Below are 12,937 nucleotides of genomic sequence, written 5' to 3'. Positions count from 1 at the left end.
TAAGCGATCGCACCACCAACTCCCCTTAAAACAACCATCGCACCTCAATTTCCCTCTAACGTTCCTATTGAGTGGCAGAAAATAACTTTCGCTTTCAACCAAAATATCACAACCCTGTCTGCTCCAATGACTTGTTGTAGGTTTGTTCTAACATTTTTTGGGTAATTTGTTGTTCTCCATGATAGTGTAAGCGTCGATTCAAACAGCCAATGGTTTTGACATAGGAAGACATGGTATTAATATCATGGGTAATCATTACAATTGTCATATATTCATTTAATTTTAACAATAACTCATAGATATTCGCGCACATTTTGGGGTCAACACTAGCCGTAGGTTCATCTAAGAGTAAAATTTGGGGTTCACTGGCTAAAGCTCTAGCAATAAAAACTCGTTGTCGTTGTCCCCCTGAAAGTTCACCAATGGCGCGATTTTTTAATTCTAACATTTCGACTTTTTCTAAAGATTGAATCACAATTTCTTCATCTTTTTTTGTATAGGGTTGAAATAAATGACGATTTCCTAACCGTCCCATTCTTACCACTTCATCTACCCGGACGGGAAAATTGCGATCAAATTCTAAAATTTGCGGGACATAACCCAAATAACGCCGTCCTTTAGTCACAGAATTACCCATAATTTTTACATCTCCTTTTAAGGGTTTTAGCAGTCCTAAAAGCACTTTAATTAATGTGGTTTTTCCTCCCCCATTAGGGCCAATTAATCCGATAAAATCTAATTCATTAACCGTCAAATTAATATCTTCTAAAATAGGTTCCTGGGAATCATAACCCGCCCAGACTTCTTTTAAGCGGATGACTTCATTTTTTGGATAATTTTTTGGAGATAATTCTTGAGGATTTTTCACGGATGTAAATGTAAAGTTAGGAAGTAAAATCATAGTAAAAAATCAAATTAGTTTATGGTTTTAAAGTTTGTGATAACAGTTCAGAAACTTGAAGTAAATTATCAGACCAATTTTCATCTAAATCACTAACAAAAATAACTTTTCCCCCGATTTCTTTAGCTATGGTTTCCGCAGAACTGGGATTAAATTCTGGTTGAGCAAAAATTACCTTAATATTCTCTTGTTTAGCTTCAGAAATTAACTTAGCTAACTCGGCTGCACTAGGTTCCTGTCCCCCGACTTCAATTGATTCCTGTTCTAAGTTATAATCCTTGGCAAAATAGCCCCAAGCGGGATGAAAAACGATAAATTTACGGTTTTTGAGCGGGGTTAATTTCTGACTAATTTGTTGATCCAGTTGGTCAAGTTCTGTGATAAAATTATTTAGGTTGGCTTGATATTCAGCTTGGCGTTTTGGGTCAATTTTGACTAAGCCATCATAAATATTTTGAGCTTGAATTTTAACTAATTTAGGAGATAACCAAATATGAGGGTCTAAAGTTTCTTCTGAGGGATAATTTTCTGCTCCTTCGTGGTGATGTTCTACCATTGGAATTCTCTCAATCCCTTGAGTTGAATCTATAATTAACATTTTTTGATTAGCAGCTTTAATTCTATCTATCCAAGCTGTTTCAAAAGCAATCCCCGTGGTAATATAAGCTTTAGCATCATTCAAAGATTGTAACTGTTGAGGTTTGGGTTCATAATTATGTAAATCAACACCAGGAGGAATCATAACATTCACTTTAACATTCTTGCCCCCAATTTTTTCCACAAAATATTTCTGGGGCATAATACTAACCGTAATATCAACAGCATTATTAACAGTTTCATTTACTATTTGTTTGGCTTCAGAAGAATTATTTTCAACTGAATTTTTTGGTGTGGAAATGGTGTTACAACCACTAATTATACTCATAACCCATAACAGCATTACTATTCGGGCTTCAACCGACAATCTCATCTTGATGTCCTCAATGTAGTTTTGCACCTCATTGGCCCAACACAGTCCCAGCATAGGGATCTTGAGGGCTTAACTATAATGATAATCGTTTTCAAAACTTTTGACTAGGAGGGTAGATTTTAGTGGCGGTGTCTTTTCCAAAATCGATCAGGTTAAGAGATATAGCAGGGAACACCTCTGATCCAAAATCTACAGTACAAAATTCTTAGTCGCGGTTTATGCTAAACAAAGTATTTTGTATTTTCTGATGATGACTCAACATTCTAATTCTCTAATTTCTGTGCGGGCATTTTTGCAGCACTATTCTGAAATGATGGCGGCGATAGTTTGTGCTGTTTTAGTATTTATAGGTTGGGTGTGCTTACAAATAGGTTGGCTAGGGTTAGCATTTTTAGCCCTACCGATTGCTTATGTTATCGGGGGTTATGGCATTGCTAAAGATGGGTTAACGACGCTTGTAGACGACAAACAATTTGATGTTGATTTATTAATGATTGTAGCAGCATTGGGGACTGCGACTTTAGGAATTTGGAAGCAAAATTATTTTTTAATCATAGATGGTGGAATCCTAATTTTAATTTTTGCTTTGAGTAGTGCTTTAGAAAGTATAGCGATGGAACAGACAGAAAGCAATATCACAAATTTAATGCAGTTAACCTCGGATACAGCTTGGGTAATTACCGATCAACAGGAGCAACAAATCCCAATTAATCAATTAAAAATTGGGGATATTATTTTAGTCAAGCCTGGGGAAATAATTCCGACGGATGGGGTGATTATATCTGGAAATAGTTCCATTAATCAAGCTGCAATTACGGGAGAATCAATTTCGGTCGATAAAACCATTGGTGATCAAGTATTTGCCGGAACATTAAACGAAAATGGGGTACTACAATTAAAGGTTCATCAATCTCCTGAAAGTAGTTTAATTCATCGGGTGATTCAGTTAGTTAAACAAGCTAAAACCGAGGCATCTCCCTCTCAACAATTTATGGAAAAATTTGAACGTAATTATACTAAATTTATTATTGTAACAGGTATAGGATTAGCCATTTTACCGCCCGTATTCCTGGGTTGGAATTGGGAAACAGCCATTTATCGGGCTTTAGTTTTTTTGGTGGTTGCCTCTCCCTCTGCTTTATTAGCATCAATTATGCCTACCTTATTATCAGGAATAGCAAATGGGGCAAGATATGGAATCCTATTTAAAAATGGGGCGCAATTAGAAAAAATTGGCCGAATTAATGCGATCGCATTTGATAAAACTGGAACCTTAACCACGGGAAAATTAAATATTGTTGATATCATTCCGGTGGCGGGTATATTAGATACAGAATTATTAGGAGTTGCCCTAGCGGTAGAGTCACTTTCTGAACATCCTATCGGACAGGCAATTTCTCAATTTGCCCTGGAAAAAAATATTCCCAGAATTGCCGCAGTTAATGTCGCCACTCAAATCGGGGAAGGGATTATTGGAGAAGTGAATCATAACCAGATTTTTGTAGGGAAACTAGAGTGGATTCATCAACATAATATTTATGTTAGTCCTGAATTGGTAGAAATTAGTGACCATTTAGAAACCGATGGTAAAACCGTGGTTTGGGTGACACAAAATCATCAAACATTAGGATTAATTGCTGTGACGGATACGGTGCGTTTAGAAGCGAAAACCTTAATTAAAAATCTGAAAAAATTTGGCATTGAACAAGTGGTAATGTTAACAGGAGATCATCAAAGAACAGCCGATAGTGTGGCAAAACAGTTAAATATTGATCTGGTTTATGCTAATTTATTACCGGAGGATAAATTAACCATTATTCGACAATTGAAAAATCGGTATCAAGGGGTAGCAATGGTGGGAGATGGGATTAATGATGCTCCAGCTTTAGGATTAGCTGATGTGGGAATAGCCATGGGTGGGGCGGGAAATGATGTAGCCTTAGAAACCGCAGATGTTGTGTTAATGACCGAGCAATTAGGAAAAATATTCAAAGCGATTAAATTAGGTCATCGGGCTAATCGAGTTATCAAACAAAATATTGCTTTTTCCCTTTCGTTTATGGTATTATTATTAATATCTAATTTTTTCGGTTTGATTAATATGCCCACGGCGATAATCGGACATGAAGGATCAATGTTATTAGTAACATTAAGTGGTTTACGGTTATTAAAAAGTTAGAGAAACCAACAGAAACCTGTTTTATTGAAGAAACTCGGTTTCTGTTAGGGATTTTGTAGATTAACAATTTGTTGGGAAAACCAGAAGGCGGCGTTAAAATTATTGGTTTTTTCTAATTGCTCTAAGGTTAATTCTAATAAAGCGATCGGCAATCCATTTAAAGCAATAGAAGTATTGATTTCTTGATACTTTCCATTCTCTTGTAAGCGAAAGGCGATCGCTCGTTTTCCTCTAATATCAATTACCCAATATTCGGGAACTCCTAAGCCAGCATAGAGTTGTTTTTTCTCATCTAAATCAATTGCTAAAGTGGTATCGGAAATTTCTCCAACTAAATCAGGAACTCGCCATTGTTCTAAATTAATTCTGCGGGGTTCTCCTTCTTGCCATTTGGGGGAATTTTCACCAATATATAATACTTTATCGGGTGCGGCTGCCCGTTGGTTGGGTTTTTCGATCACACATCCACTAAAAGAGTTTGCTAATATCCCAGGTTCACGAGAAAACCAAATATATAATAAAAAACTCAACAAATCGTTCACATTAGAGTGATTAATTCCTTCGTTACCCATATCAATCCACAAATATCCTTGATTAAAACTAACATTAAAGTCTTCTAAATTGGGATTATTAACATAAGCTAAATAATCTTCCCAAGTAGCAGGTTGACCTTGGGTTTTTTGAGCAGATTCAGGAATAGAAACTAAAGTTGTCATGGTTTCATCTTTTTGTTAGGGATTTTATAGATTAATAATTTGTTGGGAAAACCAGAAAGCGGCGTTAAAATTATTGGTTTTTTCTAATTGTTCTAAGGTTAATTCTAATAAAGCGATCGGCAATCCATTTAAAGCAATAGAAGTATTGATTTCTTGATACTTTCCATTCTCTTGTAAACGAAAGGCGATCGCCCGTTTTCCTCTAATATCAATTACCCAATATTCGGGAACTCCTAAGCCAGCATAAAGTTGTTTTTTCTCATCTAAATCAATTGCTAAAGTTGTATCGGAAATTTCTCCAACTAAATCAGGAACTCGCCATTGTTCTAAATTAATTCTGCGGGGTTCTCCTTCTTGCCATTTAGGGGAATTTTCACCAATATATAATACTTTATCGGGTGCGGCTGCCCGTTGGTTGGGTTTTTCAATCACACATCCTCCTAAAAGATCAACTAACAGATCGGGTTGACGGGCAAACCAAAACCCAAAAATCAAAGTTAATAATTCATTAAATCGAGCGTGATTGATTCCTTCGTTACCCATATCAATCCACAAATAGCCTTGATTAAAACTAATATTATATTTTTCTAAATTGGGATTATTAACATAAGCTAAATAATCCTCCCAAGTAGCAGATTGACCTTGGTTTTTTTGAGCAGATTCAGGAATAGAAACTAGAGTTGTCATGGTTTCATCCTAACTAAAAAAAAGTATATATAGCAACCGCCAAGGCAGTTAGGACACCAGACGGATCTTAGAACCCAGACGGTGAAGTATTTTCCCCCCTGTTTCCTCCCCCCCAAACCCCCCGTGCACGGGGGGTTTGGGGGGCTGTTCCCTGTTCCCTGATATACTATTTTAACATAGAATTAAAGATGGTGCTTGACACTCCCACGGGTGAACCGCGTGGGATTCTCCTGTCTAGCCCCGATTGCTCGGTATTCATGGAGTTGCCCCCTACTGTTTCCAGAATTGCTTCACAGCAATATTAGAGGAGAGTACGAGACTCTGAGGAATGCCAAGTACCTCGTCCCAATTGACGGCACACGACTATTACAGTCTTTGGCTCTGCCAAGATTTTTCGGAGCTTTCTGTAGTCAATAGGGATAATCACAGTGGTTGCCTTTTTCTCGCCATTGACAACTTGTTTTTAAGGAGGTCAGAACATCTGACCAGATAAGCGAGGAACATCCTTGCTATACTCTGATAATAGAGTCTTAAATAGAGTATGTCAAGGGAAAAGAAAATTCAGTTTAATGTTAACGAGAAAGAATATGAACGTCTCAAAAGTCATGCTGAATCAGAAGGATTATCAATGGCTGAAGTTCTTAGGGATTACATTAAAACCCTCACACCCCCTAAAGGGGGTCGCACTACATCCCACGACTGAAGTGCGTGGGCTTTGTGCGAGGTTGTTGTAAGCCCAGCACACGCACCCTACGAATTAGAACTGTAGTTCTTGTAATAACCAAAATCCGGCAAAAGATTCAGAATTGGGGTCAGATTGAACAGCTAAAAAATGTACATTTTTGGCTTTTTCTTTGGTGAGTTCAAAATTTTGGGCTTCTGTTTGGGTTTTACTATCGGGTAAATTAGCTAAAATCCAACTTTCATTTTCCCCAGTTTCTAATAATAAATTAGGACGGGAATCTTTATTTAATCGTAAATAAGCTAACTCTAATCCCGACATCCAAGCCGCTAAAGGAGTAGCCCGGGAGGAGTAAATAATTAACCCAGGAATTGGGGTTTCTGGTGTTAACCCAACCATCGGTAATCCGAAGGCTTCACCAAAGCTAATATCCCATTCTGATAGGTCGGAAAAGGCACTGGCTTCTAAAGTTACAAAAGCCCATTTATCCCCCTGCAAAGCATCAGGAAGGGGCTGGGGTTGAGACTCCATAAATTGAACCGAAGGATTAGCCCCCGCTTGATAATTTTCCAAGGTGGGATAATAGGTTTCTATGCGTTGGTTTAACCATTGATAAAGGGCATAGGTACGACGGCTTGCAGAAGCAGGAATCGCTAATTCTTTACAGGATTTAGAAATCATATTTGCCATCGGACGGCGGAAAAAGCGAATCCTAGAGGGGGGCGTGGGGGCAGTGGCGATCGCATTTTCAATCGCCTGTTTTAACCAAATAGAGTTAACTTCGTTACTAGGGCAAAATTGGGTGTAGCGAAACATCGTCTCGGTGCTATCTTCAATATTGAGCGGGGTTTCACAGATTAAGACTTCCCAAACTTTTTTCCCTTCTTCGTCCCGCAGGGGGCGGCTATAAAAATCGAGTTCCCAAATAGTTGATTTCATCAATGACTGGATTCTGTTGATAATTAACGTCTAAAAATAAATCCTACCAGCAATTAGGGTTAAGCTGCACCTAATGATTGATTTTTCAGGGATCAACTCACTTATTCTATCTTTAAATTAAACGGTAAACGGGTATAAATTCCTTTCGGATCATTCATTTCTTTAATCATCAATAATTCCTCTTGAAGTCTGATAAATTCACGGGTGAGGGGATCAACGGGAGTCGGTATTTTTGTGAGGTTATCTCCGGCTAAATTCTCTAAAATTCGTTCTTCTAATGTCCGAGGTTTAGCAGGTTCTTTGAGTGTCCAATCCTCTCCCAAATTCGCTTTTTTTGCCGCCGCCGCGATCGCCGCATCTAAACCGCCAATTTCATCAACTAACCCTAACTGTTTAGCCTGTGCGCCCGACCAAACTCGCCCTTGAGCAATTTCTTGAACTTGATTTTTAGATAACTTACGATGGGTGGCTACGTTAGAAATAAAGCGATCATAAATTAAGTTAACCACCTTTTGTAACCGAGCTAATTCTTCGGGACTTTTCGGCCGACTATTGGTTTGAATATCTGCAAACTTACTGGTTTTGACAATATCCCAGGTAATCCCATTTTTACTGGCAATATCTTGAATATTAAACAGTAATCCAAACACCCCAATTGATCCGGTCACGGTATTAGCTTGGGCAAAAATTTGATCCGCACCCATAGCAATCCAATATCCCCCGGAAGCGGCAAAATTTCCCATAGAAACTATTACAGGTTTCTGTTTTCTGATCAGATCCACTTCCCGCCCAATCACTTCCGAAGCGGTGGCACTGCCCCCAGGACTATTAACCCGTAAAACCACCGCTTTTACCTTTTCATCTAATCGTAATTTTCTTAATTCTTTAGCTAACCGATCGCCTCCAATTTGGCTAGAAGTTCCGCTACCATCAACAATTTCACCTTCGGCATAGACAATTGCAATCTTATTTTTACTATTCTGATTACCATTATTAATATCAGCAACTTCAGGGATTCTTGAATAAGAATTAATACTAATTTGGCGAAATTGTTGACTTTTTTCCTTGGATTCCCCGGTCATTTTTTTGAAATCTGTAATCACTTCATCACCATAAGCAACCCGATCAACTAATTTTCCTTTTAAAGCCGTATCTGCTAATAAAATACCTTCAGTATTAGAAAATGCCTGTAACTGTTGGGGTGTGACTTTGCGACTGGGTGCAATGGTTCTTAACCATTCTCCCCATAAATCTCCTAATAGTTTTTGAGTTTGTTCTCGATTTTCTGGACTTAATTTTTTCAGTAAAAATGGTTCAACGGCTGCCTTATATTTTCCCACCCGAATCACCTGCACCCCAATACCATATTTTTCTAAAGCTCCGGTTAAAAACATGACTTGAGAACTTAACCCTTTAATATCTAAAGAACCCAAGGGATTAATCACCACTTGATTAGCAACGGAAGCTAAATAATATTCGGGTGCTGTCCAATCAATATCATAGGCAATAATAGTTTTTCCGCTATCTTTAAACCGTTGTAAGGCTTGGCGAATTTCTTTTAAATTAGCTAATCCTGTAGAAATGGGAGTATTAGTTCCTTGCAAATAAAGGGCGACAATTTTATCATCTTTACTGGCTTGATCAATTGTTTGAACTAAGGTTCTTAACTGAATTGAAGTTGGACTATCTTCTGATAAAAGTTCCTGTAAGGCTTCAGAAGTTGAGGGATTAGGCCCAGTATCACTTACACTTAATGCTAAATCAAAAACTAATACTGATTTATCCTTAACTAAGGGCCCAGAATCTTGACTTGCCACCATAATCACCAGGAAAATTAATCCTCCAATTCCTAGGGTGGTAGTTAAAACCAGTCCAATTAAGTTTCCTAATAAACTGGCAAATGTAAATTTGAGAAAATCTTTCATATTATTATTAATAAATGGGATAATCTAACTTAATCCGGCGCGGGGTTTAGGGTTTTGGTTTCAATACTCCTGATGTTTGTAAATGATTTAGGGTACGGTTATTTGTACAAAATAGCACGGTGATCAATTCTGCTTTTAAAATCTCTACTAAATTATAGACTGCTGCTTCCGATTCGGCTGCGGCTTGCAAAAATGGCCAGGCAAACCCGGCTAAATTGGCACCGAGGGCGATCGCTTTGGCCGCATCTAAACCACTGCGTAACCCCCCCGAAGCAATTAAGGGAATATCGGGAGACACTTCTCGAATACTGGTAATACAGTTGGCCGTGGGTATGCCCCAATTGGCAAAGGTTTCCCCTAGACGACGCTGTAGGGGGTCTTGGGCGCGTTCTCCTTCGATTTTAGCCCAGGAGGTTCCCCCCGCGCCTGCCACGTCAATAGCGGCCACTCCTGCCTCAATTAATCGTTTGGCCATGACTGCATCAATCCCATTTCCGACTTCTTTGGCAATCACTGGAACCGGAAGTTGGGTACATAATTGTTCTATTTTATGGAATAATCCTTTAAAATTAGTATCCCCTTCGGTTTGAATACATTCTTGTAAAGGATTGAGGTGTAAAATTAAGGCATCGGCTTCTAATAAATCAATGGTTTTTAAACACTGTTCTAAACCATATTTATAGTTTAATTGAACGGCGCCTAAATTGGCAAAAAGTAAAATATTTGGGGCGAGCGATCGCACAGCAAAGGTATCAGCCACATCGGGATTTTCCACGGCTACTCGTTGGGAACCGACTCCCATGGCAATATGATAATGTTCAGCCACAGCGGCTAACCGACAATTAATTAATTTTGCCTGTTCTGTGCCTCCGGTCATGGAGGAAATTAATAGGGGTGCTCCTAATATTTTACCTAAAAATGATGTGGTAATATCAATTTCACTACGGTTTAAATTGGGTAAACAACAATGGGTAAAGTCATAACGTTCTAACCCCGTTGTTGTTTGTCGAAACTGCACATCTTCTTCTAAACAAATTCTTAGATGATCAGCTTTGCGGTTTTCAATTTGATTGGGAAATACCATATTAGTTATAGCGCTAGGGAACACCGGAACAGTTAACTAATAACTGATACAGACGCGCCATGGCACGTCTCTACACTGATGACTGATGACTGAATTAGGATCGTCGAATATTAAAACAACACCAATCTTGACGACGCCAGAGGGTAGCAACAACCCAACCCTGTTGTTCTAAAGCATCTGCAATTGGTTTAGCTTGATCCATTAAAATCCCGCTTAAAATCGCCCAAGTATTTTTCTTGGATATGGCATTAAATTGAGGAATTAAATCAATAATTACTTCTGCTAAAATATTACAAACAATTCCATCTACAGGTTGCTCTACTGCTTGAATTACCTGCTCAATACTGCCATCTTGAATATTAATTCTTTCGGGTGAAATTTGATTTAATTCGCAATTTTCGTAAGTTGAACGAGTCGCTAAAGGATCATTATCCACCGCATAAACCTTAGAAGCTCCTAATAAAATTGCCCCAATTGATAAAATACCAGAACCGCAACCAATATCTGCAATTACCCCATGGGTGTTTTCTCCACCTAAGCGCATTTCCAAAGATTCTAAACACAGTTGAGTTGTGGCGTGGGTTCCGGTTCCAAAAGCAACCCCTGGATCTAAACGTAATAGAATACGATCGGGATTTTCAGGTAATGCTAACCAAGCCGGATAAACTAAAAAGCGATCGCCAATTGGTGTCGGTTCCCAATATTGTTTCCAACTACTTGACCAGTCCTGTTCATCAATCAAATCCCAAGTCACCGCCGGAATTGGCATTTCTAAACACAAAGCATCTTGACGTAACAATAAAGCCAGGGCTGCTAAATCTAGTAAATGGGCTTTTTCTTCGGGTAAATAAGCTGATAACAAGCAGGAATTATTTTTAATTTGACTCGCGGTTCCCCGACAACCAAACGCTTCCATGCGCCAAAAGACCGCATCTTCTAGCATCGGATCACACAATACTTTAATTTCCCACCAGCTATTAGCCATAATCAGTCATCAGTTATCAGTAATCAGTTATCAGTCATCAGTTATTAGTCATCAGTTATCAGTTATTACTCTACACTGATAACTGATAACTGATTAAAGCGTTACAGTATAGGCATCGCGGATGCCAGACACTTTGATAATTTCTGCAAGAATACCTTCAGGTAAAGGATCATCAAGACTTAAAACCATGACAGCCTCACCCCGAACAATTTTGCGTCCGACTTGCATACTGGCAATATTGACATTAAATCTGCCCAAAAGCGAGCCAATGTTACCAATAATTCCCGGTACATCCCGGTGGAGAGTAAACAACATATAGCGGGTGGGAGGAACATTAATCGGAAAATCGTCCACACTGGTGATCCGAATTTCGTGATCCCCTAATAACGCCCCGGTCACAGAATGAGTGCCTAAACTGCCCTTAGCTTCTAAATGTAGTGATCCGGTGTAGTCCGTCACCGAAGCATCACGGGTTTCAATTACTCTGATCCCCCGTTCCTTGGCTTCAATACCTGCGTTAACATAGTTCACCCGCTCGCGTAATGCTTGGGACAGTAACCCCTTCAGAGAAGCCACAACCACTGCTTGGCTACTGGTTCCGGCTAGTTCCCCTTGCAAACGCACATCCAGGAAGTCCACCCGTCCCCCGGCTAACTGACCGACCAAATTACCCAGAGTTTCTGCCAGTTGCAGATAGGGTTTGAGTTTTTCCAAGACATCGGGATATAACCCGGGAATATTCACCGCAGAACGGGCTGGCAGGCCCAGTAAGACATCCCGAATTTGTTCAGCGACATCGATCGCCACATTGACTTGAGCTTCTTCTGTAGAGGCTCCCAGGTGAGGAGTCAGAACAATTTTAGACCCCAATTCCCGCAGAGGAGAATCGGCTTCTAGGGGTTCATTTTCAAATACATCTAAGGCAGCCCCGGCAATTTGGCCAGTTCGCAGGGCATCGGCTAAGGCTGTTTCATCAATCACACCGCCCCTAGCACAGTTAATTAGGCGGGCGGTGGGCTTCATCTTAGCGAAGACTTCCGCATTAAACAGATGATAAGTTTCTTTGGTTTTGGGGATATGCAGCGTAATATAATCGGACTCCTGAATCAACAGATCCAAGTCCACTAACCGACAACCAATTTGATCCGCTCGTTCTTGGGATATAAAAGGATCATAGGCCAAAAGTTTCATCCCCATTGCTTTCGCCACCGCCGCAACATGGGAACCAATTTTACCCAAACCCACAATACCCAGGGTTTTCTTATAAACTTCTACACCAACGAAGCTTTTGCGATCCCACTGTCCAGTTTTAACCGATTGGTTAGCATCGGGGACGTAGCGAGACATGGACAGCATCATCGTCAGGGCGTGTTCGGCGGCGGCAATGGTGTTCCCTTGTGGAGAATTAACCACAACAATCCCTTTACGGGTAGCGGCGGGAATGTCCACATTATCCACACCGACACCCGCCCGACCAATAATTTTTAAGTTATTGGCGGCTTCAATAATTTCTTGGGTTACACGAGTTCCAGACCGGATCATCAAAGCATCATACTCTGGAATAATCCGCACCAGTTCTTCTGGGGGTAAACCTATTTTGACATCCACCTGAGCGACTTGAGACAGGATGTCTATACCAACTTGATCAATAGAATCGGATACGAGAACCTTAGACATGATTTAGGAAAATGGGTTGCAATTTTTCTGGAAGCGAAACATCACCCCCCGACAAAATCAGCTAGGGGGAAGTTCAGGAGAGTCTTGATTAGATTATATTCTCCCTCCCAAATTAACGGTCTGTATTAATACCGCAGTAGGTTATTCTAACTCTTAATGGGTATATTCACTGAGAATTTTTGGAAAAAATTT

At 39.6% G+C, this 12,937-nt stretch carries 11 protein-coding genes; 2 read left to right on the top strand and 9 right to left on the bottom strand.

Features of this window, described 5'->3' with window-relative positions:
- Positions 1–106: 106 nt before the first annotated feature.
- Together NMG86_RS13610 and NMG86_RS13605 are read right to left on the bottom strand one after the other, a co-directional pair.
- Positions 107–901, bottom strand: coding sequence for a metal ABC transporter ATP-binding protein (locus tag NMG86_RS13610; protein WP_081694481.1), 795 nt, complete (start codon positions 899–901; stop codon positions 107–109).
- 19 nt (positions 902–920) lie between these two features.
- Positions 921–1,871, bottom strand: a complete 951-nt coding sequence (locus NMG86_RS13605) for a metal ABC transporter solute-binding protein, Zn/Mn family (protein ID WP_026786514.1) — start codon at positions 1,869–1,871, stop codon at positions 921–923.
- Between the two features lie 247 nt (positions 1,872–2,118).
- Between NMG86_RS13605 and NMG86_RS13600 the strand changes: the two genes are divergently transcribed.
- Positions 2,119–4,050 (top strand): heavy metal translocating P-type ATPase, encoded by a 1,932-nt coding sequence (locus tag NMG86_RS13600; RefSeq protein WP_306439102.1) that lies wholly within the window; start codon positions 2,119–2,121, stop codon positions 4,048–4,050.
- A gap of 44 nt (positions 4,051–4,094) precedes the next feature.
- On the opposite strand, the gene NMG86_RS13595 is transcribed toward NMG86_RS13600, so the two are convergent.
- On the bottom strand, positions 4,095–4,766 hold the full coding sequence (locus NMG86_RS13595; RefSeq protein WP_026786516.1) for a Uma2 family endonuclease: 672 nt from the start codon (positions 4,764–4,766) through the stop codon (positions 4,095–4,097).
- 24 nt (positions 4,767–4,790) lie between these two features.
- A complete protein-coding gene (locus NMG86_RS13590; RefSeq protein WP_026786517.1) occupies positions 4,791–5,453 on the bottom strand; it encodes a Uma2 family endonuclease in 663 nt (220 codons plus the stop codon).
- Positions 5,454–5,994: 541 nt separating this feature from the next.
- On the opposite strand from NMG86_RS13590, the gene NMG86_RS13585 reads away from it, so the two are divergent.
- Positions 5,995–6,156: a ribbon-helix-helix protein, CopG family gene (locus NMG86_RS13585; protein WP_141292963.1), complete on the top strand. Its 162-nt coding sequence runs from the start codon at positions 5,995–5,997 to the stop codon at positions 6,154–6,156.
- Between the two features lie 54 nt (positions 6,157–6,210).
- Here the strand turns inward: NMG86_RS13585 and NMG86_RS13580 are convergent, their stop codons facing one another.
- The 5 genes from NMG86_RS13580 to serA all read right to left on the bottom strand — a co-directional run bounded on the left by NMG86_RS13580 (position 6,211) and on the right by serA (position 12,745).
- Positions 6,211–7,074, bottom strand: a complete 864-nt coding sequence (locus tag NMG86_RS13580; protein ID WP_026786518.1) for a Tab2/Atab2 family RNA-binding protein — start codon at positions 7,072–7,074, stop codon at positions 6,211–6,213.
- 101 nt (positions 7,075–7,175) lie between these two features.
- Positions 7,176–8,999 carry a signal peptide peptidase SppA gene (gene sppA, locus NMG86_RS13575; RefSeq protein ID WP_026797855.1) on the bottom strand — a complete coding sequence of 608 codons (1,824 nt, stop codon included), beginning with the start codon at positions 8,997–8,999 and terminating at the stop codon, positions 7,176–7,178.
- Positions 9,000–9,045: 46 nt separating this feature from the next.
- Positions 9,046–10,083 carry a type 2 isopentenyl-diphosphate Delta-isomerase gene (fni, locus tag NMG86_RS13570; protein WP_026797854.1) on the bottom strand — a complete coding sequence of 346 codons (1,038 nt, stop codon included), beginning with the start codon at positions 10,081–10,083 and terminating at the stop codon, positions 9,046–9,048.
- 94 nt (positions 10,084–10,177) lie between these two features.
- Entirely contained in the window at positions 10,178–11,068 is an 891-nt protein-coding gene (prmA, locus tag NMG86_RS13565) for a 50S ribosomal protein L11 methyltransferase (protein ID WP_026786521.1), read from the bottom strand.
- A gap of 93 nt (positions 11,069–11,161) precedes the next feature.
- Complete coding sequence (gene serA / locus NMG86_RS13560) at positions 11,162–12,745, bottom strand: phosphoglycerate dehydrogenase (RefSeq protein WP_026797853.1); 1,584 nt, start codon at positions 12,743–12,745, stop codon at positions 11,162–11,164.
- Between the last annotated feature and the right edge of the window lie 192 nt (positions 12,746–12,937).

Source organism: Planktothrix rubescens CCAP 1459/22 (genome assembly GCA_904830895.1).
GTDB lineage: Bacteria > Cyanobacteriota > Cyanobacteriia > Cyanobacteriales > Microcoleaceae > Planktothrix > Planktothrix agardhii.
This window is presented reverse-complemented; position numbering and strand designations above follow the sequence as displayed.